The organism is Saccharothrix sp. CB00851 (assembly GCF_001905065.1).
Taxonomy (GTDB): domain Bacteria; phylum Actinomycetota; class Actinomycetes; order Mycobacteriales; family Pseudonocardiaceae; genus Actinosynnema.
Genome location: NZ_LWLC01000001.1, coordinates 772,205 through 793,174, shown reverse-complemented (window position 1 = coordinate 793,174; position 20,970 = coordinate 772,205). Strand labels below are relative to the sequence as shown.

Here is a 20,970-nt window from a genome sequence, read left to right as displayed (position 1 = left end):
CCGGACCTCACCGGTCGCGGTAGCGGCGGATCCCGCCGTCGATGGCCTGCTCGACCTCGTCGAGGAAGCCCGCGATGAGCCGCAGGTCCCGCTCGTCGTAGCCCGCCAGCACCTCCCGCCAGGCCGCGACCACCGGCTGGAAGACCGGCACCACGTCCGCGCCGACGCGGTCCTGGTCCAGCTCGACCACGACCCGCCGCCGGTCGTTGGCGTCCCGCGTGCGGGCGACGAACCCGGCCGCCTCCAGCCGGTCGATCGCCGTGGTGATCGAGGCCGTCGTCAGCCCGGTGCGCCGGGCCAGCTCGCCGGCGGTGAGCGGGCCGTGCTGGAGCAGCTGGATGCACTGCATGTCGGTGGGGTTGACCCCGATCACGCCCGCCGCGGTCACGTTCATCTGCGCGGCGCGCTGGGTGGTGCTCCTGATCCGCTCCGAGATCTCCCTGATCAGCCGCGCCTGCTCGCTTGACACCCCACCACTTCCCTAGGCAGTCTTATATCTAGAAAATCTAGATAACGCCTTCACCTCGGAGGACCCGGTGCACTATCCCAAACCCGGGCGCTTCGGCGCCTTCGTGCTGCTCCTCGCCCTCGTGGTCGTCGGCGTGCCGCGGGCGGGCCAGGCCGAGCAGTACCGGCACACCGGCGAGTACCTGGGCCGGTGGAACTACGACCTGCCGGATCCCGGCACGATGACCAACATCGCGACGAGCACCGTGCCCGGACGCTCCCGGGTGCCCCAGATCGGTGACGTCGTGTTCGTCGCGGACGGTCCGGGCCGGATCGTCGGCCGCACCGACGTCGGGTGCACGTGGCGGTTCGCGGTCACCCGCGGCTCGCTGGAGCTGGACCCGCCGTCCCAGCTCTGCCACAACCCGACCTCGCGGGTCGCCTACACGATCAGCCGGTGGACCGTCGCGGTCGAGGGCGCGCGGGAGGTCGAGACCATCCGCGCGACGAGCCACCACCCCGACGGCGACCACGCGTTCGTGCTGGAGAAGGGAGCCCGCACCAAGGCGGCGGAGCACGACCCGACCGCCGCGGCGAAGTTCGCCGGCACCTGGACCCACGACCCGGCCGACCTGGCGGCGGGGGTGAACGCCCGGACGACGGTGCGCACCGCGCCGGACGGCACCCGGACCCGCGAGCAGACCCCCGAACGGGGACAGGTGACGATCACGCTCGACCGCGGCAACCGCATGACCGCCCGGACTGGCGACGGCTGCGCGTGGTCGCTGGTGGCCAGGGGGAACACCGCCAAGCTCGACCCGCCGATCCAGACCTGCACGCGGTCCGCCACCACCGCGATCACGACCAGGTCGTGGACGGTGGCCACCGACGGCACGCGCCAGGCCTCGGTGATGACCGGGACCGACGAACGCGGCGGCGACTTCGCCCTCGGCGGCGGCAGCCTCAGCCGGGGCTGAACGGCGGTGGGCCGGGCGGCGTGCCACCCGGCCCACCCCTCAACGCATCAACGCCGTGCGTGCGCGTCCAGCACCACGGCCACGGCCTCGGTGATCCGGGCCGCGTGCGCCAGGTGCAGCCACTCGTCGGGCACGTGGCAGTTGGAGTCCGGCCCGACCGCGCCCGTGACCAGGAACTGCGCCTGCGGGTACGCCTCGTGCAGCAGTCCCATGAACGGGATCGAGCCGCCCAGCGCCACCGTCCGCCACGGCGCGTCGAACACCTCCTTGCCGACCCGGTCCAGCGTCTCGCGCAGCCACGGCGCGAGCTCCGGCGCGTTCCAGCCGTCCGCGTACTCGATGCGCGACAGCTCCACCGAAGCCCCGTACGGCACGTCGGTCGTCAACGCCCGCTGCACGGCCTCGATCGACGCCTTCGAGTCGGCCGTCGGCGGCAGCCGGAAGCTCAGCACCAGGGTGGTGAACGGCCGCAGCACGTTGCCCGCGTCGTCCGGCTCGGGCAGCCCGGACGCGCCGGTCACCGACAGCGTCGGCCGCCACCCGGAATTGAGCGCCAGCTCCACCTCCTCGGTGGCCATCGGTTGCGTCCCACCGGCCCACGGCACGCTGCCCACCAGCACGCCAGGCACGCTGGCCACCGCGTCACGCACCTCCGCCACCCGGTGCTCCGGGATGTCGACGTGCATCTCGCGCACCAGCACCTCGCCGGTCGCGGAGTCCTCCAGCCGGTCGAGCAGCTGCCGGGCGATCCGGAACGACGACGGCACGATCCCGCTCGCCATCCCGGAGTGCAGCCCGCTCTCCAGCACCCGCACGGTTACCGTGACCTGCGCCAACCCGCGCAACGACGTGGTCAGCCACATCCGGTCGTAGTCGTTGCCGCCCGAGTCCAGGCACACGACCAGGGACACGTCGCCCAGCCGCGGCTTCAGGTGGTCGACGTAGGCGGGCAGGTCCGGGCTGCCGGACTCCTCACCGGTCTCCAGCAGCACCACGCACCGCGAGTGCGTGCCGCCCGCGCGCCGGACGCCCTCGATCGCGGCGATCGCCGCGTAACCGGAGTAGCCGTCGTCCGCCGCACCGCGCCCGTAGAGCCGCCCGTCGCGCACGACCGGCGTCCACGGCCCGAGCCCTTCGGCCCAGCCACCGACCGGCGGCTGCTTGTCCAGGTGGCCGTACATCAGCACCGTGTCGGACGTCGGTGCGGTGCCGGGCACGTCGACCAGCAGGACGGGCGTGCGGTCGGGCAGCTGGACGACCTCGACGGTCGTGCCCGGCAGGTCGCGGTCGGCGAGCCAGGCGCGCACGTGTTCCACCGCGGCGGCCAGGTGGCCGTGCTCGGCCCACGCGGGGTCGAAGATCGGGGAGATCGCGGGTACCGCGACCAAGGCGGACAGGCTCGGGAGGATGTCGTCGTCCCAGAGCCCGCGAACGGTACGGGTCAGCGCTGAACGGTCCACGCCCCGATCCTGTCACGGCGAACCGGCCGGTCGGGGTTTCGCGTGGTGGAAATGGTCGGTCCGGCCGAAGGTCGGTAGTCCATCCAACGCGAGGGTGCCGACGTGGGCGGTTCCGGTCGACCGGGCGTGTCCGGAACCCCACGGAAGGTGGTTAACGATCGGTAACCGGGACACGGGAGTTCGCTCACCGAACGCGCTACTCGGACTGCCGAAGATTGGCCGTCCAACCGTTACCGCACGTCAGAACGCTGCACATGAGGTTACGAACTGGGACGGGGCTCACCATCCCGGGTGACGCCATGTCAGGATGTGGATGAGAACACCGTCAGCGCCGACGGTTGCCGGACCCCCACACCCCGGGACGACGGCGACTGGCGGTGCAGCCGCGCTGGGCCGCCACAAGCGACCGGGCGGCCTCGTAGACGAGGAGACAAGGCGCATGTCGTCCCCCGAGAAATGGACGCACCCAGGGCCGGATGCCGCGCCGGCCACTGCTGCCAAACCGACAGCGGAACAGGTGATCGCAGGCTTGCGAGCGACAGACGAGGGCGGCGCCGACCTGGTGCAGCTGCTCACCCCCGAGGGCGAGCGCGTCCAGCACCCGGACTTCGACATCGACATCACGGCCGAGGAGCTGCGCGGGCTGTACCGCGACATGGTCCTGGTCCGCCGGGTCGACCGCGAGGCCAACGCGCTGCAGCGCAAGGGCGAGCTCGGCATCTGGGTGCCGCTGCTCGGCCAGGAGGCCGCGCAGATCGGCGCGGGCCGGGCGCTGCGGCCGGAGGACATGGCGTTCCCCAGCTACCGCGAGCACGGCATCGCGTGGACGCGCGGGGTGAAGCCGACCGACCTGCTCGGCATCTTCCGCGGCACCGACAACGGCACGTGGGACCCGGTCGAGCACCGCTTCCACCCGTACACGATCGTCATCGGCAACCAGGTGCTCAACGCCACCGGGTACGCCATGGGGCAGAAGTTCGACGGCAAGGTCGGCGACGCCGACGGCGAGGCCACCATCTGCTTCTTCGGCGACGGCGCGACCAGCCAGGGTGACGTGCACGAGGGCTTCGTCTGGGCCGCGGTCTACGACGCGCCGCTGGTGTTCTTCTGCCAGAACAACCAGTGGGCGATCTCCGAGCCGACCGAGCGCCAGTCCCGCCTGCCGCTCTACCAGCGGGCGCGCGGCTACGGCTTCCCCGGCATCCGGGTCGACGGCAACGACGTGCTGGCCACCCTCGCGGTCACCCGCTGGGCGCTGGAGGAGTGCCGCCAGGGCAACGGCCCGATCCTGATCGAGGCGTTCACCTACCGGATGGACGCGCACACCACCTCCGACGACCCGTCGCGCTACCGGCTGTCCGACGAGCTGGAGCTGTGGAAGCTCAAGGACCCGATCGAGCGGGTCAAGGTGCACCTGGTCAAGCAGCAGTGGGCCGACCAGGAGTTCTTCGACTCGATCGAGGCCGAGGCCGACCGGATCGCGGTCGAGCTGCGCGACTACTGCGTCAACCTGCCCGACCCACCGGCCGGGCGCATCTTCAGCGAGGTCTACGCCGAGGGCAACCCCGTCCTGGAGGCGCAACGCGACGAGTTCCTGGCCTACCACGCCGGGTTCGCGGGAGGTGAGCACTGATGGCCGCTCCGACCATGGACCGCCCCACGGCTGACAGCACAGGCGCACCCGCGGTGCAGACGCTGACCATCGCCAAGGCGTTGAACAACGGCCTGCGCGCGTCGATGGAGGCCAACCCCAAGGTCATCGTGATGGGTGAGGACGTCGGCAAGCTCGGCGGTGTCTTCCGGATCACCGACGGCCTGCAGAAGGACTTCGGCGAGCAGCGCGTGCTCGACACCCCGCTGGCCGAGTCCGGCATCATCGGCACCGCCGTCGGCCTCGCGATCCGCGGCTACCGGCCGGTGTGCGAGATCCAGTTCGACGGCTTCATCTTCCCCGGCTTCGACCAGATCGTCTCGCAGGTCGCCAAGCTGCACTTCCGCACCCAGGGCAGGCTCAAGGTGCCCATGGTGATCCGGGTGCCGTTCGGCGGCGGCATCGGCGCGGTCGAGCACCACTCCGAGTCGCCCGAGTCGTACTTCGCGCACACCGCCGGCCTCAAGGTCGTCTCGTGCTCGAACCCGGCCGACGCCTACTGGATGATCCAGCAGGCGATCGACTGCGACGACCCGGTGCTGTTCTTCGAGCCCAAGCGGCGCTACTACGAGAAGGGCGAGGTCGACACGACCGCCGCCCCAGGGCCGCTGTTCTCCTCGCGCACGCTGCGCACGGGTTCCGACGTCACGTTGGTGACGTACGGGCCGATGGTGCGCACGTCGTTGGACGCCGCCGCGGCGGCCGAGGAGGAGGGGCGTTCGCTGGAGGTCATCGACCTGCGCACGCTGTCCCCGCTCGACCTCGCGCCCGTGTACGAGTCGGTGCGGCGCACCGGCAGGCTGGTCGTGGTGACCGAGGCGCCCAGCGAGTCCTCCATCTCCAGCGAGATCGCGGCCAAGGTGCAGCAGGAGTGCTTCTACTCCCTGCAGGCGCCGGTGCTGCGGGTGACCGGTTTCGACACCCCGTACCCGCCGTCGAAGTTGGAGGAGGAGTTCCTCCCCGACCTCGACCGGGTGCTGCACGCCGTCGACCGCTCGCTGGCCTGGTAAGGGGATAGTCGTGCCGCAGTACAAGCAGTTCCCCCTGCCCGACACGGCAGAGGGGTTGACCGAGGCCGAGATCCTCACCTGGCACGTCAAGCCGGGTGACGAGGTGAAGGTCAACCAGGTCTTCGTCGAGATCGAGACCGCCAAGGCCGCCGTCGAGCTGCCGTGCCCGTGGGACGGCGTGGTGACCGAGTTGCTGGTCGAGGTGGGCCAGACGGTCGAGGTCGGCGTCCCGATCATCACGATCGACGTGGACCCGACCGGCTCGGCTCCCGCTCCCACGCCCGCTTCGGCTTCGGCTTCGGCGGGGTCGAACGGCAAGATCGGCGAGGAGATGCCGGGCGGCCGGATCGCCACGCTGGTCGGCTACGGCCCGCGCTCGGGCGCCGCCAAGCGCCGTCCGCGCAAGGACGCCCCGGCTCCCGTCGCCGCCGCTCCCGCGGCTCCTGTCGCTCCCGCACCTGCTCCCGCACCTGCTCCCGCGCCCGCTCGGGTGGTCGCGGAACCGGTGGCGCCGCGGGGCGGCTACGTGCCGCTGGCCAAGCCGCCGGTGCGCAAGCTGGCCAAGGACCTGGGCGTCGACCTGTACGCGTTGACGGGTTCCGGCCCGGGTGGCGTGATCACGCGGGAGGACGTCGAGCAGGCCGTGCCGGCACCCACCGCACCGGCCGCGGTCGACCACGGCACGCGCGAACGGCGGGTGCCGATCAAGGGCGTGCGCAAGGCGACCGCGCAGGCGATGGTGGACAGCGCCTTCACCGCGCCGCACGTCACGGAGTTCCTGACGGTGGACGTGACGCCGATGATGGAGCTGCGGGCGCGGCTGAAGTCCGTGCCGGAGTTCCGCGACGTCAAGCTCACGCCGCTGGCGTTCGCCGCCAAGGCGGTCACCCTGGCCGTCCGCCGCACGCCCGACGTCAACGCGACGTGGGACGAGGCGGCGCAGGAGATCGTCTACAAGGACTACGTGCACCTGGGCATCGCCGCCGCGACGCCGCGCGGCCTGGTGGTCCCGAAGGTCCGCGACGCCGACCGGATGTCGTTGCGCGAGCTGGCCGTGGCCCTGGACGACCTGGCCACGACCGCCCGTGAGGGCAAGACGACGCCCGCGGACATGATGGGCGGCACGATCACCATCACCAACGTCGGCGTGTTCGGCGTCGACACTGGCACCCCGATCATCAACCCGGGCGAGTCGGCGATCCTGGCCCTGGGCGCGATCCGCGACATGCCGTGGGTGGTCGACGGCCAAGTCGTGCCGCGCAAGGTGTGCCAACTGGCCCTCAGCTTCGACCACCGCGTGGTCGACGGCCAGCAGGGCTCGCGGTTCCTGGCCGACGTCGGCGCCCTCCTGGCCGACCCGGGCGTGGCGATGACCTACTGATCCACCCGTTCCGCTGAACCGGAAGGGCCGGCGTCCACCTCGGGCGTCGGCCCTTCCGCGTCACCGGAACGGGTACCGCCGGAGCGGTCGGCGGGCAGGACCGTGTCCACCAGCGCCACCCGGCGGACCTTCAACCGCTGCTCGTCGAACCGCGTGTCGACCGGCACCACCACTTCCTGGAAGGTGCTGTCCAGGAACCAGATGTCGGTCTCCTCGAACGCGATGCCGCGCAGGTCGACCGTCACCCGGCGCAACGAAGAACCCTCCACCACGAGGACGCCGAACGACCGCTTCTCCGCCATCTCGGGGTAGAGGTCGGAGAAGTCCAGTTCGGTGTCGCTCACGTCGCACCGGTCGAAGCGGATCGTCGTGCCGACCACCTCGCTGGTGCGGAAGCTGATCCGCGAACCGGTGAACACCGCGCGGTAGAAGTAGATCGTCCGGCCCCGGATCTGGCTCGCGGTGAAGTCGACCGAGGTGCCGGTGAACTCGGCGCCGACGAACTCCACCGTCGCGTGGTCGAGCAAGGCGTCCCGGAAGCTGACCTGGTCGGACTCGAACGTGGTGCCGTGGCAGCTCAGCGTGGTGGCGCGGAAGACGGTCCGCTCGAAGGACGTGTGCGGGCCGCTGAACACCGCGCCGTCGAACACCACCTTGCCCTCGAAGGTGATCTCGCTGAAGTCCGCGTCGTGGAACGCGACCCCGGTGAAGTCGAAGTCCAGGCCCGACCAGGGGCCGGCGCGGTGCGGGGTGCCGAGGTGGGCGCGCAGCACCCGGAAGATCGTGGCGATGACCTCCTTCTCCCCCTCGTCGCTCTCGCGGGGCAGCCGCAGGTACGCGCACAGGACGTCCACGCAGGTCTGCCGCTGCGCGGCCCAGTCGTCGGCCAGGCCCGCCAGGGCGTACACACCCGCGATCCGGACCGCGGCCTGGTCGTGGCCGAGCTGGGCGGTCGTGCCGGCGAAGCGCTCGTTGAACAGCTTGGTGCGCTCGCGCTCCTCCTGGTTGAGCGTCAGCACGTGCGCCGCCTCGGTGACCCGCTGCCTGCGGTAGTTGACCGCGAGCGCGACGACACCGCCGAAGCCGGCGACCACCGCCAAGCCGATCTTGAGCACGTCGAGGGCCTCGGTGGTGCTGAAGGCGACGCCCCGCGGCAGCTTCGGCCAGCCGAGCAGCCACAGCAGCCCCGCGCCCGCCGCGCCACCGACCAGCAGTGCGACCGCGAACCACGTGACCACCGAGCGCCACACCGGGCCCTGGTGCCCGTCCGCGTGCCGTCGGCGGAAGCTGAGCCTGATCCTCGGTCGGCGCTTCACCGCCCACCAGGCCAGCAGGAGGGTGGCGAACGCCGCCGCGGCAGGCAGGTACAGGGTGACGGCGGGCGGCACGAGCAGTCATCGTGCCGGATCGGTCGGCGCGGCGGTCGTGGTTCGGCCTACTTGCCCGGCCGTGCGTTAATCGAGTTGAAGTTCCAGTGGCTGGAAAGTTCAAGGTGGTCCCCGTGACGCACTACTCGATCGGCGAACTGGCGCGGATGACCGGGCTGTCCACGCGGACGATCCGGTTCTACTCCGATTCCGGTGTGATCCCCGTTGCGGGGCGCACCGCGGGCGGGTTCCGCACCTACGACGTCGACGGGCTGGCGCGGCTCAAGCTCGTGCGGACCCTGCGCGACCTGGGCGTGGACCTGCCCACGGCGCAACGGGTGCTGGCACGGGAGGTGTCCGTCGCCGAGGTGGCGCGGACGCACGCGGAAGCCATCGACGCGCAGATGCGCACGCTCCGGTTGCGCCGGGCCGTGCTGCGGGTCGTGGCGCGAAACGGGGAGGTGGAGATGGTGCACGAGTTGGCGCGGCTGTCGGAGGAGGAGCGGCAGGCGATCCTGGACGACTTCTTCGACGACGTGTTCGGCGGGTTCGACCTGGACCCGAACTTCGAGCAGCACATGAGGTCCGTCCGGATCGAGCTGCCGGACGACCCGTCGCCGGAGCAGTTGGAGGCGTGGATCGAGCTGGCGAACCTGGTGCGCGACCCGGACTTCCGGGCGTCGATCCGCCGGATGTCGCAGCGCCACCAGGAGATGCGGGCGGAAGGCGCCGACATGTCGCCGAGCTCGCCCGCGCAGATGGAGGCGTTCCAGTACGCGTTCGGGCAGGCGCGTGAGGCGCTGGACGCGGGCGTCGACCCGCGTTCGCCCGAGGCGGCGGTGATCGTCGCCAGGATCAACGAGAAGTGGGCGTCGGCGCTGGACGTGCCCGGCGTGGGCCCCGAACTCTCCCGTCGCATGGAGGAGTTCGGCGACCCGAGGGCCGAGCGCCTCTGGCAGCTGATCGCGAAGGTCAACGGCTGGGAGACCCAGGTCCCGGACACCACGGCCGAACGGGCGTGGCTGGTCGAAGCGGGCCGCTGACGCTCACTCCCGCACCAGGCAGAACGGGTGCCCGGCGGGATCGGCGAACACCCACCAGACGTCGTGGGAATCGTCCAACAACGTCCCACCGAGCCGAAGGACCTCGGCCTTGGCCACGCCGAGGTCCGCCACCCCGATGTCCAGGTGGAACTGCTGCGGCTTGCGCGGATCGGGCCACCCAGGCGCCACGTACTCGGCGACCCGCTGGAACGCCAGCACGATCGTCTCGGTGTGCATCGTCGCCCAGTCGTCATCCACCGTCCACCGCCGATCGGGCCGATCGACCTCACCACCGAGAATCCCCTGGTAGAACCGGGCCAACACGCCGGGCTCCGGACAATCCAGGACGACGCACTGCAACACCCCGACCATGCCGCGACCCTAAACCAGCGGACGGGGTCTCCCGCGTCCTGAAGACCCCGCCCCGGCCCGGGCGAACCCGGGACGTCACCTACTTGATGTAGAGCCCGGAAATGGCCCTGGCCACGACCAACCGCTGGATCTCAGACGTCCCCTCGAAGATGGTGAAGATTTTCCGCAGGGGTGGTCCTGACCTGCACACATCACCTGGAATGGTGGTCTGACCTGCGCATACCTGGTCAACGTTCGTCATCGTTGACCAACCTTTCTCGACCTCTCACGGCCTGGAGACGGCCTGGGGGTTGATCAACGAACCGAGGGCACCACCACGGCACACCGTCGCCAACCGCGACGACTAACGTGCCGAGGTGGTGCCCTCCGCTATGTCCGGACACCCCTCGTTGGCCGCTGGCGCGGAGCGTCGGCGGGCGTCGATCGCCGTGCCCAGCCCGACCAAGCCGCAGGACCGCGCGATCGTCCCGACTGGTGCCGCTCGCAGCTCTCATCCTGGCGTCCGTCGCCGCTGGCGCGCGCCGCCACCCGACCACGTGCACCGACTCCGCGCACGGCCGACGGGCGGAGCGAAGCGGGAGCCCGGCGTGCCGGGATGCGGGGAGTCGGTGCCAACGTGCGTCGCCCGTACCGCGCGCCGCCGCAGGCGGCGCGCCTTGATCCCATAGAGCCAAGTTCGGCAGCGACCCCTGCCTAACGAGTAACGTTGTAGGCGCTAGAACGACAAGCTGGGAAAACGTATCGTCATGCAGGAGTTCCATTGATGGCAGATGATTTTCTTGCTGGATGCCCGTACTCTTTGCCCGACGATACGGATGTCGCGGAACAGCTTGCCCAGCTCCGCGCCAAGGAAGCGGTGGTGCGTGATCGTGTAAAGAAATCGGCACAAAGACTGATCGACCTAAGAGTGCTGGGAGAGGTTGAATTCGGGCAGCGAACCCGCGAAATTTATGAGAGCAACGCAATTGAAGGTCTCGGTCCAACCATGCTGCGGACGGCAACTATCTTGCGTTCTCCGGATGCGATGCGAATCGGTAATGCGGTAGACGTACTGCACGACGAGATGTTCGCTGCCAGCATTCGTGAGGATGAGCATCTTGCGGCGGTTCTGGGCATGCATGGCGCAAAAATTCTAGCAGAAACCGTGCTGAAGGATCTTAAGTCCGGTCAAGCGCTCACCGAGATGGACATTCGGTCTATTCACAGCCTTATTACTACAGGCGAGCATCATGCTGGCCAGTACAAAAAGTGGCATGTTAAGATTAGTGGTGATACGGCTCATGAGCCACTCCTTCCGATCGACACCCCCAGGGCCATGCATCAATATGTTAGCTGGCTGGCGACAGCTGACGAAGTTCCGGCGACATTGCGTGCGGCGATCGCGCATGCCTGGCTAACTCATATCCATCCTTTCGAGGATGGTAATGGGCGTCTCGCTCGAATACTTGCCAACATTATCCTGACGCGGGACTATCTTCCGCCCATCATTATTAGGCATAACTCGCAGCGTGCTCAGTATCTAGATGCACTTGAGAATAGCGACGCTGCTGGTGACATAATGCCGCTTGCGGGCATCTTCCTCGACGTGATGAGGAGATTCGCTCGAGAGATCGACCGGCCTGGATTCATTAGAAAGTTGGTTAACGAAGAGATCGCGCGAGAAAGCTCGGGTGTTTTTGCTCTCTGGCAAAAGAGCTTCAACGACTTCACTGACCGATTGTTTGGAGAGCTTCGTCTCCGTGGCATCTTTGTTACCGACGTTTCCCGTATTGACAGTGAGTCGTTCGGCTTGCTTTCTAGAAAGGATGCCTCCGGCGCAACCTGGTTGTTTGTTCTAAAATCTGACGGGGTGGAGATGTTGATATGGTTGGGTTATTCAAGTGATGGCATGAACGAAGCCGTGGACGCACACGTTCGCTACCCATCCATGTTCCTGTCTGTCAGAAACCGTGCTCACAGTTTGAAGCCGTATCGGCGTGCTACGGATGTCGAGGCCTACGGTCTGGGCGAAATCTGCCTATTCCCTGGCCAGCGTCCGCGTGTTTTCATCGACTCAGATGGTTGGATTAAAGAGAAGGTCGTAGACGCTGCTGCCAATGAAATTGCTGAGCGCATCAGGCGCGGTATGGCCGTCATTCGAGAGCAGAGCTAACCGCTGTTGGTAAGGTGGTCACGATAATTTCCGGACGTGCTTTTCGGAAAACGTCAACCTTACGTACTTTGTTGGCAAATGCTATTGACCTAACTCCGGCGGCATGGGCGGCCTGTACGTCTGCAATAGAATCGCCGACAAGTGTGCATCTACCGGGTGGGGTGCTTGTTGCGACGATTGCTTGTATAACGAGTTCAGGTGCGGGTTTGAGTTGACTTGCTCGTGAGCTGCTTCGCGCAGACACGGTCTCAAAAAGCGGAATCCAATCTTGTCGCTGGAGATAGGTCGTTATTGCAGCGTCCGAGTTGTTGCTCACGACGCAAAGCTTTCGACCAGTCGCTGCCCATCCAACGATAAGATCTTCCGCACCTCTTGTCGGTTCGGCGGTAGCAACTGCTTCAATCTCATTTGCTCTTAGTGCGGCCTCCAAATAGAGGGCTTCATGTTCGCCGAGCGTGGCGGCATAGCGGAAGACGTCGAAAGGGTCTTCGGTATTCGCGACGTCGGGCGGCAAGTCGGCATGTCCACCGTTCATCAATACTTCGCGGAGTCGGGTGGCTACCCGGCGGGCGGGAAGACCTGCGAATATTGAGCAGATAGGGCCGTCGAAATCGAGTAGTAGAACGTCGGTATTCGCAAGGATGTGGCCTAGAACGTCAGGGTCGTCTACGGGCACTTCGTCGGCGGTCACCGTTTGTACTCCGTGGCGACGGTGTTCCACAGGCTGTCGAACCAGGTGCGGGCTTGGTCGACGTATTGGCTGCCGGTGCTGGTGTCGTCGTCGGTGGTGCTGTGGTGGAAGAGGATGGCGTCCTTGCCCATCAGGTCGTAGATGGCCTGAGGTTCTCCGCCCAGTGACAGAACATGCTCACGGACGGGGTAGAAGCCGAAGAAGGCTTCGTTGTTATTGATCAGATAGAGCTTGAAGAGTGGTGCCGCTGGGTGGACGCGGACTTCTGCGGTGGCGTCCTTGACCAGGCCGAGTTCGCCCAGCTCGGTCACATTGTCCACGATGGCTAGGGTGTGGCGGCGCATGATCTCGGCGGCGCGTTCGCGGAAGGCCGGGCTGTCGGATCGGTCCTCGACGGTGCACGGCACCGACCACGGGACGGTTGGGTCTGGAACCAGGATGCGGACGTGGATCGTCTCGGGCGTGAGTCGGCCGATGCGGATCTTGTCCAGCGGCTCTTGAAGGATGCCGTGGAGGGTTTCGCCGGAGAACCCGGCGAAGTCGATCGTCATGCGGTCGGACGTGAACGCCTGCTCGATGTGTGGGCGCAGGCCTACCGGGCGCTCGGTGCGCTCTCGGACGAACACGCCGCTGCCCTGTCGGGAGACGATCAAGCCCTCGTCGCGCAGCTCGCGTAGGGCGCTCTGCACGGTCATCGGTGCGACGTCGTACTTCTTCGCCAGCTCGGCGCGTGACGGCAGCTTGTCGCCTGCCTTGAAGACCTTGGTCAGGATGGCAGCTCGCAAGGCGTTGGCCACCTGCACGTATGGCGGTCGCGGATCGTCTGGGTCTAGTGCCATGGTTCCTCGTCTCGTGGCCCGCCAGCGCAAAGCGGGGCGCAAAGCGTCTGTTCGCACATGTTCGCAGTGTCTGTTCGCACTTGGCTAGACCGCCTAGAGAGCTAGCTCGATCAGCTGACCTCCGCGACTTACTTGACTTGTCTAGCCAAGCTGTCTTACTCTCGTGACATGGCTAGCCCGCATAGGCAGGCTGGCAAGGTGACGGAGGTGGCTGGTGGCGGTTCCGTACGGGACTCGGTTCGAGGCGTCGTTCGACCAGGTCTTCCCTCAAGGGGCGTTGATGGTCGGTGAGGTCGCGCCGGACATGGAGTACATGAGCGCGGAGGACAAGGGGCGCGGTCGGCAGGCCAAGCAGCGTGTGGACGAGCGCACCGGTAAGCGGCAGTGGAAGGTCGTGGTCACGGATCCGTCCGCCGAGAAGGAGCGGGACGCGTCGGTGACGGTGACGATCCTGGCGGACGTGCAGCCGGTGCCGCCGCAGGCCGTGCAGGTGATGCCCGGTGTCGAGGTGCGGCCGGTGGCGTTCGAGGGCCTGACGGTCGAGCCGCGCGTGATGGGGGACCGGTACAAGTACCAGGGGTTCACCATCCGGGCCACGGGCATCGTGTCACCGCAGGTGGGCGCTGCTCCGAGGCGTGCGGAGAAGCCCCAGGGCGAGCAGAAGGCGGCTTGAGGTGGCGCGGCCGTCTCGTGAGGCGGTCGCCCGTTGGAACCTCGCGTACGCGGAGCAGACCGAAGCTCTGTTCGCGGCGTCCAGTTCGGACGGTCGGTTATCGGTGCTTCGGCTGGCTGACAGCTACGCGGCGGTGGCGTGGGCGTGGCGGATCCTGGCCGCTGATCTGGGCGTGCCCTTGTGGGCTCGTCATGCCTGTGCCGTCGCTGCCGAGGAGTTCGATCGTCGGGCGCGGATCGAGCGTGCCCGTGTCAACCCGGACGAGGACGGGACATGAGCAAGGACCAGCGCGTTTCGCAAGACGAGCTGTGGCGCAGGGCGCGGGCTGTCACGACGTTGCAGGGTGCGCATGACGCACTGGTGAAGGTGATGCCCGCGCCGGCGGCGGATCGAAAGCTGTGGAGTGACTTCTACCTGCGGTCGGCCGAGGTGTACGGGCGCGTCGCGGAGATCGATCGTGGGCACCATCACGAGGCGTTGTACTGGGCCCAGCGCGAGCGAGAGAAGGGCGAGGAGATTGCGAAGGCGCTGGCTCCTGGTGCCTCGGGGCATGACGGGAGTGGCAAGTGACGGCGGGTCCCAAGCCCAAGGTGATGGGTGCTCCTGCGCCCAGTGGGCGAGGCAGTCAGTACACGGTGCGGCTGCGGGTGGCGGAGTTCCAGCGAGCGGCGCGGCGGTCGGCGCTGACCTCTGACTACGCATTGGCACCCGCGATGGGCGTCAACCGTTCGACCATCTCTCGTGTGCTGACGGGTGAACTGCGGCCTGGTGCCGCGTTCATCGCCGGTGCGCTGGCAGCGTTCGCGCCGATCGAGGTGCGGTTCGAGGACCTGTTCGAGGTCGAGTCGAATTGGCCGACGTCATGAGTGGGGAGCGGCCTGACCGGGTGGTGATGGGAGCGCACCTCCCGGCGGGTGTCGCGCGTACTGCGGCGAACGTCGGCTACTCGGCGGGCGCTCTGGCCGAGGTGATGGCCGCATGGGTCGAGCAGCGGCTACGGATCTGGTCGGTCAGGGATCTGTCGGCCGCGTCGGGTCTGAACGTGCACACCGTCCGCATGGTTGTGCGGGATGTGGTCGCGGCCGGTCACGCGGCTCGGATGCCGGGCGCTGTCTCATCCTTCCCGGGGCCGTACCTGTACCGGCTGACACCGGTCGGGGCGCAGGCGTGGAGCGACTTTCGTTCGGACGCTCGTCTGAGGCGTCGGCCAGCCAAGGCTGAGTCGCCTACGCCTCGTCTGTAGGGCGCTGTAGCGCTGTTCGGGAACGCGTGACCGATGCGGTCGCGTGGTGATGGCGCACGCCTTGATGACAACTGAACAGTCTGCGGCTGGTGGGTGCGGTCGCGGGGAGACGGTCCAGGTCTTGGCGGGCTCGGCTGTCTCCCTGCGACTCACCTGACTGGCTTTGCCATGCGTTTTTGTTGACACACAAGGGATTCCAGTCATGTCAAGGGTATCGGTACGTGGGGGACGTACGTCAAGTCGACGCCCCACCGGTCTGTGGAAGTTGCCCAACGGTCGGCGCTGCCAGTCGTGCAAGCGGTTCGGTGTCTACGCCCCGAACCAGCTCGACTGCTGTGCCTGCCTGGGATGGTTGCCGCTGATCTTCACCCTCGCTGTGGGCGGTGCGCGGTGAACGGCGGTAAGTGGGTCGACCCGGCTCCGTTCGAGGGTGTGCGGCCTCGGGTGCCGTGGTGGGTGTTGGTACCGGGCAAGGCCAAGTGGATCGCGGCCTTGGTGGCGCTGGTGTGGTTGGTGTTGGTCGGCGTCGTGCGCCTGGTGCTTGTTGTCGTGCGCTACCCGGTCGTCACGCTGGTTCCCGCGTCGACGGCCTGGTGCTGGTGGCGGTACGGGTTGTCACCGTTGGTGCTGGCGCTGTTGTCGCTGGTCGCTGCCCTGGTGCTCTGGGCCGGTCTGGATCGTGGGTCGTTCCTGCGGCACGGCTGGTACCGGCTGGTGACCGAGTGGCGGCGGGCGACGGTGTACGTCCCGAAGTGGCGGTCGGTGATGCGGCTGTCGGACCTGGCCAAGCGTGACCGTGGCCGTGAGTACCGGCCCAAGCTGAGGCGGGTCCGGTCGGAGGGGTGGCGGGACCGCGTTCGGGTGCGGATGATCCCGGCCCAGTCGCCTGAGGCGTGGGAGCTGCGGCGGGACAACCTGGCGCACTCGTTCGGCGCTCGCTCGTGCCGGGTGAGGGTGCTGCGGCCTCGGCTGCTGGAACTGGACTTCGTGCACGCTGACCCGCTCGTGCGGCCGGTGTCCGTGCCTGCGTTGGAAGGCTCGGCCGACGTCGACTTCAAGCGGGTGGTCGTCGGGCGGACGGAGACGGGCAAGCCGTGGCGGCTGCGACTGCTCGGGTCTCAGCTCCTCGTGGTCGGCGTGCCCGGTGCCGGTAAAGGCTCGGTGTTGTGGTCGATCGTGTGGCAGCTCGCGCCGGCGATTCGGGCGGGCCTCGTGCGCCTGGTCGGGATCGACCCGAAGGGCGGCATGGAGCTGGGCCAGGTGCCCGACGCCTTCGACCGCTTGGTGTTCGGCAGCGGCGCGGACGCGGTCGAGCTGCTGGAGGAGATCTCCGCTGAGGTGAAGGAACGGGCGGCGCGATACCGGGGCATCCGGCGGCTGTGGGCTCGGGACACCGGTGAGCCGTTGACCGTGCTCATCGTGGACGAGCTGGCCGACGTGATCGCCTACCAGACGGACAAGCAGCTCCGGGAGCGTGCGGCACGAGCTGTGCAGACGATCGCCTCCCAGGGACGTGCTCCGGGATACGTGCTCGTCGGCCTGGTCCAGGACCCGCGCAAGGAGGTCGTCTCCTTCCGGCACCTGTTCAGCACCCGTGTTGCCCTGCGGCTCGATGAGCCACAGCAGGTGGACATGGTGCTTGGTGATGGTGTCCGCCAGCGCGGGGCGGCGGCTCACGAGATCAGCGAGAACACGCCCGGTGTCGCCTGGGTCAAGCAGGACGGCCAGCGGGAGCCGGATCGGGCTCGGGCCTTCCACGTCACCGACGCTGACTTGGCGACGCTGCGCGACTACTTCCGGCCTGCCGAGGTGCGGCCGTTCCCGACCAAGCCGGACGGTGCCGAGGGGGTGGCGGCGTGACGACTGGTACGCGAGCTGAGCGGATGCGTCAGCCGATGGCGCTAGACGTGGCCAAGGCTGCGGCCGAGCAGCACGGCGTGTGCGTGCGGCCGTTCACGATGGAAGTTGAGGACCGGACCACTTACGAAGTCCGCTACGTCGCGGTGCCGTGCGGGGCGACGGTCGAGAGCGTCTGTGCGCCGTGCGCGAAGAAGGCCAAGGCGTTGCGGATGGCCCAGTGCCGTGAGGGCTGGCACATGGCCGACGAACCCGACTTCACCCCCGACCCACCAACCAAGGACCAGAAGGAGCTGCTGACGTTCTGGGCCGACCTGGTCAAGGCGTACCGGGAGGCGGTTGAGGTCGGGGCGGCCGGTGACGCTGACGAACTGCGGGAGGAGATCCACAGCGTCGGCGCGGAACTTCGGCAACTCGGCGTCCGGGGCCGCTTCCCCTCACCCGACGCACCCGCCAAGCGGCCGGTGAAGCGGTCGACCAAGCGCCGACAGGATGCACCGAACCTGCCTCGGCGGAGGGTCGAGAAGCGCACGGTGGGCCGGGAGTACGCGGGAGGATTCCGGCCCTCGATGTTCGTCACGCTCACCCTGGACAGCTACGGGCGCGTGCGCGATGACGGCACACCGGTCGACCCGGACACCTACGACTACCGGCGGGCGGCTCGGGACGCGGTGCACTTCGCGTCGTTGGTGGATCGGTGGTGGCAGAACCTGCGGCGGGTCGTCGGATGGGACGTGCAGTACTTCGCCACGGTCGAGCCGCAGAAGCGAGCGGCGCCGCACCTTCATGCGGCAGTCCGCGGTTCGATCCCGCACGAGACCATCCGGCTCGTTACGGCGGCCACCTACCACTAGGTGTGGTGGCCCAACCACGACGAACGGCTCTACGGCGGCGACCACCTGCCGGTCTGGGACGCACGGGCGGAAGCGTTCGTCGACCCGGACACCCGGCAGCCGCTGACGGCCTGGGCGGATGCGATCGAGGCCGTGGAGGAACCGGCGCATGTGGTGACCTTCGGCCGCCAGGTCCACTCCAAGGGCATCCTCGGCGGCTCGGAAGAGGCCGGACGCCACATCGGCTACCTGACCAAGTACCTCACCAAGTCCATCGGTGAAGTGGTCGAGCAGTCCGCCGACCGGCAGCGCAGGCACGCTGACCGCTTGGCAGATGAGCTGGCCGTGACGCCCTGCTCCGACCGCTGCGCGGTCTGGCTCCTTTACGGCGTCCAACCACGCGGCGTCGGCTCCCGGACCACTCCGGGCCACTGCAAGGGGCGGGCACATCGGCGGACCACGCTCGGCCTGCCGGGTCGGCGGGTGCTGGTGTCGCGGAAGTGGTCGGGCAAGACGCTGGCCGATCACCGGGCCGACCGAAAGCGGTTCGTCATCGAGGCACTGAAGGCCGTGGGCATCGAGAAGCCGGAACCCGACACGTCCCAGCTCGTCTGGCACAAGGTCCGGCCCGGTGACCCCAACGTGCCACCACGCGCGCACCTGCTCATGCACGCCATCGCCCAACGGGTCACGTGGAAGGCCGAGTACGACCGGGCCTTGCTGGCGGCCAGCGGTGCACCGCCCGATCTTTCGGCAGTTCCACAAGCGGCCTGAGACATGGGGAGGGGGACGGCAATGAGCGCGAACGAGTTCGACCGGCTGTGGAGCGTTGACGATCTCTCAGCCTTCCTCGGCGTGCCGGTGCACACCATTCGTGGCTGGCGCAGCAAGAACTACGGGCCTCCGGCTGGGAAGGTCGGAAAACACCTGCGGTGGGATCCGGCCAAGGTCCGCGAGTGGTTCGAGGGCCTGGACCTCGAAACTCGGCCGTGGACGACAGGCGCATCCACCGGAACCCCTGCAAGGTCAACAGCATCAAGCGGCCTCAGCGGTCGTCACGCAAGGTCGTGCCGTGGGCGGAATCGCGGGTCCACAAGCTTCAGATGGTGTTGGACCCGCGATTCAAGATCACGGCTCCGCTCGGCGCTGGCTGTGGTCTGCGGCAGGGCGAGATCCTGGCGTTCTCGCCGGACGACATTGACCGGGACGCCATGGTGATCAACGTTCAGCGACAGGTCAGGATGATCAATCGCGCGTTGGTGTTCTCGCTGCCCAAGCGGAACAAGACGCGCCAGGTGCCCCTGTCGAGAGGCGTCCTGGCGGCCGTTGACGCCTACCTGGATATGTTCCCGCCAACCTCGGTGACGCTGCCTTGGGACCGGCCCAACGGTGACCCGGTGACGGTCGACCTGCTCATGGTCCGCGACGACGGCAAGCCGTGGAACGGAGACCTGTTCAACAAGGTCGTCTGGGTGCCCGCGTTCAAGCAGGCCGGGCTGACCTACGCCAAGCGACAGGACGGGATGCACGCCATGCGGCACCTGTACGCATCCGTGCTCCTGGCCCAGGGCGTGTCCATCAAGGAGTTGGCGGAGTACCTCGGCCATGCCGACCCCGGCTTCACGCTCCGCACCTACACGCACCTGATGCCATCCAGTCACGAACGTGCCCGGAAAGCAGTGGACGGGGTCTTCCGCGTCCCGAAGACCCCGTCCACCTCCCAGACGGCCTGACGACGGCCTGGGGAGATCAACTCACTTGATGTACATGCCCGAAATGGCCCTGGCCACGACCAACCGCTGGATCTCCGACGTCCCCTCGAAGATGGTGAAGATCTTGGCGTCACGGTGCATCCGTTCGACCGGGTGCTCGCGCGTGTACCCCGCGCCGCCCAGGATGTGGATCGCGCGTTCCGTCGCCCACACCGAGACCTCGCCCGCCTTGAGCTTCGACATCGAGCCCTCACCGGCGGTGAAGGGGACGTTGTTGCGGCCCATCCAGGCGGCACGCCAGACGAGCAGGCGGGCGGCGTCGATCTCCATCTTCATGTTGGCCAGGTCGAACGCGATGGACTGGTTCTCGATGATCTTGCGGCCGAATGCCTCGCGGTCCTTGGCGTACTCCAGCGCGTACTCGTAAGCCGCACGCGCGACACCCACGGCCATGGCGCCGACGGTCGGGCGGGTCGTCTCGAACGTCGCCATCGCCGCCTGCCCGCCGGCCTTCTGACCCTCCCGGGCGCGGGCCAGCCTGGCGTCCAACCGCTCCTTGCCGCCCAGCAGGCACCGGCCGGGCACGCGCACGTCGTCGAGGAACACGTCCGCCGTGTGCGACGCCCGCATCCCGTGCTTGCGGATCTTCCCCGGCGACGACAGCCCGGGCGTCTCCGGCGGCACGACGAAACCGGCCTGGCCGCGGGCGCCCAGAGAGCTGTCCACGACCGCGGTCACGACGTGGACGTTTGCGATGCCGCCGTTGGTCGCCCACGCCTTCTGCCCGTTGAGCACCCACTCGTCCTTGGCCTCGTCGTACACCGCCCGCGTGCGGTACCCGGCCACGTCCGACCCGGCCTGCGGCTCGGACGCGCAGAACGCCGCCAGCTTCGGCTCGTCCTCCGTGCCGAAGCACTCGGGCACCCACTCGGCCAGCTGCTCGGGCTCGCCGGACGCGAAGATGCCCGCCGCGGCCAGACCGGTGCCCATCAACGCCAACGCGATCCCGGCGTCACCCCAGAACAGCTCCTCGGTGGCGATCGGCAGCGACAGCCCGATGGGGTCGGCGAACCAGGTGGCCAGCGACTCGAACCCGTACAGGCCGATCTTCGCCGCCTCCTGGATCACCGGCCACGGCGTCTCCTCGCGCTCGTCCCACTCCGCCGCCGCGGGCCGGATCACGTCCTTCGCGAAGCCGTGCACCCACTCGCGCAGGTCGACCTGGTCCTCGTTGAGCTCCAGCGAAAAACCGCCCATGGTCC

The 20,970-nt window shown here is 68.1% G+C and carries 20 protein-coding genes and 1 pseudogene; 14 read left to right on the top strand and 7 right to left on the bottom strand.

Annotation, left to right across the window (positions count from 1 at the left end; all coding sequences use genetic code 11):
• Nucleotides 1-7: 7 nt before the first annotated feature.
• On the bottom strand, nt 8-469 hold the full coding sequence (locus A6A25_RS03975; RefSeq protein ID WP_083667867.1) for a MarR family winged helix-turn-helix transcriptional regulator: 462 nt from the start codon (nt 467-469) through the stop codon (nt 8-10).
• A 67-nt stretch (nt 470-536) separates the two neighbouring features.
• On the opposite strand from A6A25_RS03975, the gene A6A25_RS03970 reads away from it, so the two are divergent.
• Nucleotides 537-1,424 carry a hypothetical protein gene (locus A6A25_RS03970; protein WP_073886270.1) on the top strand — a complete coding sequence of 296 codons (888 nt, stop codon included), beginning with the start codon at nt 537-539 and terminating at the stop codon, nt 1,422-1,424.
• A gap of 47 nt (nt 1,425-1,471) precedes the next feature.
• Here A6A25_RS03970 and A6A25_RS03965 read toward each other — a convergent pair whose 3' ends face one another.
• The gene (locus tag A6A25_RS03965) at nt 1,472-2,884 is read right to left on the bottom strand and encodes a M20/M25/M40 family metallo-hydrolase (protein WP_073886269.1); all 1,413 of its coding nucleotides are present in this window, start codon (nt 2,882-2,884) and stop codon (nt 1,472-1,474) included.
• Nucleotides 2,885-3,323: 439 nt separating this feature from the next.
• On the opposite strand from A6A25_RS03965, the gene pdhA reads away from it, so the two are divergent.
• The 3 genes from pdhA to A6A25_RS03950 are packed head-to-tail and all read left to right on the top strand — an operon-like array spanning nt 3,324 to nt 6,926.
• A complete protein-coding gene (gene pdhA, locus A6A25_RS03960; protein WP_073886268.1) occupies nt 3,324-4,517 on the top strand; it encodes a pyruvate dehydrogenase (acetyl-transferring) E1 component subunit alpha in 1,194 nt (397 codons plus the stop codon).
• Nucleotides 4,517-5,545, top strand: coding sequence for an alpha-ketoacid dehydrogenase subunit beta (locus A6A25_RS03955; RefSeq protein ID WP_073886267.1), 1,029 nt, complete (start codon nt 4,517-4,519; stop codon nt 5,543-5,545). The genes pdhA and A6A25_RS03955 overlap by 1 nt, the downstream gene beginning before the upstream one ends.
• Before the next feature lie 10 nt (nt 5,546-5,555).
• Nucleotides 5,556-6,926, top strand: a complete 1,371-nt coding sequence (locus A6A25_RS03950) for a dihydrolipoamide acetyltransferase family protein (protein WP_073886266.1) — start codon at nt 5,556-5,558, stop codon at nt 6,924-6,926.
• Here A6A25_RS03950 and A6A25_RS03945 read toward each other — a convergent pair.
• Nucleotides 6,920-8,314: a pentapeptide repeat-containing protein gene (locus A6A25_RS03945; protein ID WP_073886265.1), complete on the bottom strand. Its 1,395-nt coding sequence runs from the start codon at nt 8,312-8,314 to the stop codon at nt 6,920-6,922. The two genes, A6A25_RS03950 and A6A25_RS03945, sit on opposite strands and share 7 nt — an antisense overlap.
• Before the next feature lie 113 nt (nt 8,315-8,427).
• Between A6A25_RS03945 and A6A25_RS03940 the strand changes: the two genes are divergently transcribed.
• Nucleotides 8,428-9,336 (top strand): helix-turn-helix domain-containing protein, encoded by a 909-nt coding sequence (locus tag A6A25_RS03940; RefSeq protein WP_073886264.1) that lies wholly within the window; start codon nt 8,428-8,430, stop codon nt 9,334-9,336.
• Nucleotides 9,337-9,339: 3 nt separating this feature from the next.
• Here A6A25_RS03940 and A6A25_RS03935 read toward each other — a convergent pair whose 3' ends face one another.
• A complete protein-coding gene (locus tag A6A25_RS03935; protein WP_073886263.1) occupies nt 9,340-9,708 on the bottom strand; it encodes a VOC family protein in 369 nt (122 codons plus the stop codon).
• Nucleotides 9,709-10,471: 763 nt separating this feature from the next.
• Here A6A25_RS03935 and A6A25_RS03930 point away from each other — a divergent pair.
• On the top strand, nt 10,472-11,860 hold the full coding sequence (locus A6A25_RS03930) for a Fic family protein (RefSeq protein ID WP_083667865.1): 1,389 nt from the start codon (nt 10,472-10,474) through the stop codon (nt 11,858-11,860).
• On the opposite strand, the gene A6A25_RS03925 is transcribed toward A6A25_RS03930, so the two are convergent.
• A complete protein-coding gene (locus A6A25_RS03925) occupies nt 11,841-12,551 on the bottom strand; it encodes an HAD family hydrolase (RefSeq protein ID WP_083667863.1) in 711 nt (236 codons plus the stop codon). The two genes, A6A25_RS03930 and A6A25_RS03925, sit on opposite strands and share 20 nt — an antisense overlap.
• On the bottom strand, nt 12,548-13,390 hold the full coding sequence (locus A6A25_RS03920; RefSeq protein WP_198932560.1) for a GntR family transcriptional regulator: 843 nt from the start codon (nt 13,388-13,390) through the stop codon (nt 12,548-12,550). The genes A6A25_RS03925 and A6A25_RS03920 overlap by 4 nt, the downstream gene beginning before the upstream one ends.
• Before the next feature lie 214 nt (nt 13,391-13,604).
• Here A6A25_RS03920 and A6A25_RS03915 point away from each other — a divergent pair, with 214 nt between their 5' ends.
• The 8 genes and pseudogenes from A6A25_RS03915 to A6A25_RS03875 all read left to right on the top strand — a co-directional run bounded on the left by A6A25_RS03915 (nt 13,605) and on the right by A6A25_RS03875 (nt 19,729).
• On the top strand, nt 13,605-14,063 hold the full coding sequence (locus tag A6A25_RS03915) for a hypothetical protein (RefSeq protein ID WP_073886260.1): 459 nt from the start codon (nt 13,605-13,607) through the stop codon (nt 14,061-14,063).
• Between the two features lies 1 nt (nt 14,064).
• Nucleotides 14,065-14,340: a hypothetical protein gene (locus A6A25_RS45160; protein ID WP_073886259.1), complete on the top strand. Its 276-nt coding sequence runs from the start codon at nt 14,065-14,067 to the stop codon at nt 14,338-14,340.
• The gene (locus A6A25_RS03905) at nt 14,337-14,633 is read left to right on the top strand and encodes an AMED_5909 family protein (RefSeq protein ID WP_073886258.1); all 297 of its coding nucleotides are present in this window, start codon (nt 14,337-14,339) and stop codon (nt 14,631-14,633) included. Before A6A25_RS45160 ends, A6A25_RS03905 begins: the two co-directional genes overlap by 4 nt.
• A gap of 173 nt (nt 14,634-14,806) precedes the next feature.
• Nucleotides 14,807-14,929: a hypothetical protein gene (locus tag A6A25_RS46585; RefSeq protein ID WP_338013193.1), complete on the top strand. Its 123-nt coding sequence runs from the start codon at nt 14,807-14,809 to the stop codon at nt 14,927-14,929.
• Nucleotides 14,930-15,696: 767 nt separating this feature from the next.
• Nucleotides 15,697-17,166, top strand: coding sequence for an FtsK/SpoIIIE domain-containing protein (locus A6A25_RS03890; protein ID WP_241828482.1), 1,470 nt, complete (start codon nt 15,697-15,699; stop codon nt 17,164-17,166).
• Nucleotides 17,167-17,189: 23 nt separating this feature from the next.
• Nucleotides 17,190-18,770, top strand: a pseudogene (locus A6A25_RS03885) (replication initiator).
• A 3-nt stretch (nt 18,771-18,773) separates the two neighbouring features.
• Complete coding sequence (locus A6A25_RS46580) at nt 18,774-19,214, top strand: helix-turn-helix domain-containing protein (RefSeq protein WP_338013192.1); 441 nt, start codon at nt 18,774-18,776, stop codon at nt 19,212-19,214.
• The gene (locus A6A25_RS03875; RefSeq protein WP_380733744.1) at nt 19,103-19,729 is read left to right on the top strand and encodes a tyrosine-type recombinase/integrase; all 627 of its coding nucleotides are present in this window, start codon (nt 19,103-19,105) and stop codon (nt 19,727-19,729) included. The genes A6A25_RS46580 and A6A25_RS03875 overlap by 112 nt, the downstream gene beginning before the upstream one ends.
• A 21-nt stretch (nt 19,730-19,750) precedes the next feature.
• Here A6A25_RS03875 and A6A25_RS03870 read toward each other — a convergent pair whose 3' ends face one another.
• Nucleotides 19,751-20,965 carry an acyl-CoA dehydrogenase family protein gene (locus A6A25_RS03870; protein ID WP_073886254.1) on the bottom strand — a complete coding sequence of 405 codons (1,215 nt, stop codon included), beginning with the start codon at nt 20,963-20,965 and terminating at the stop codon, nt 19,751-19,753.
• Nucleotides 20,966-20,970: the final 5 nt, after the last annotated feature.

Excerpts from the sequence above, each read along its gene's own strand:
- A6A25_RS03955 (WP_073886267.1), top strand. The coding sequence starts at position 4,517 with ATGGCCGCTCCGACCATGGACCGCCCCACGGCTGACAGCACAGGCGCA.
- A6A25_RS03870 (WP_073886254.1), bottom strand. The coding sequence starts at position 20,965 with ATGGGCGGTTTTTCGCTGGAGCTCAACGAGGACCAGGTCGACCTGCGC.
- pdhA (WP_073886268.1), top strand. The coding sequence starts at position 3,324 with ATGTCGTCCCCCGAGAAATGGACGCACCCAGGGCCGGATGCCGCGCCG.
- A6A25_RS03930 (WP_083667865.1), top strand. The coding sequence starts at position 10,472 with ATGGCAGATGATTTTCTTGCTGGATGCCCGTACTCTTTGCCCGACGAT.
- A6A25_RS03905 (WP_073886258.1), top strand. The coding sequence starts at position 14,337 with ATGAGCAAGGACCAGCGCGTTTCGCAAGACGAGCTGTGGCGCAGGGCG.
- A6A25_RS03935 (WP_073886263.1), bottom strand. The coding sequence starts at position 9,708 with ATGGTCGGGGTGTTGCAGTGCGTCGTCCTGGATTGTCCGGAGCCCGGC.
- A6A25_RS46580 (WP_338013192.1), top strand. The coding sequence starts at position 18,774 with ATGGGGAGGGGGACGGCAATGAGCGCGAACGAGTTCGACCGGCTGTGG.
- A6A25_RS03920 (WP_198932560.1), bottom strand. The coding sequence starts at position 13,390 with ATGGCACTAGACCCAGACGATCCGCGACCGCCATACGTGCAGGTGGCC.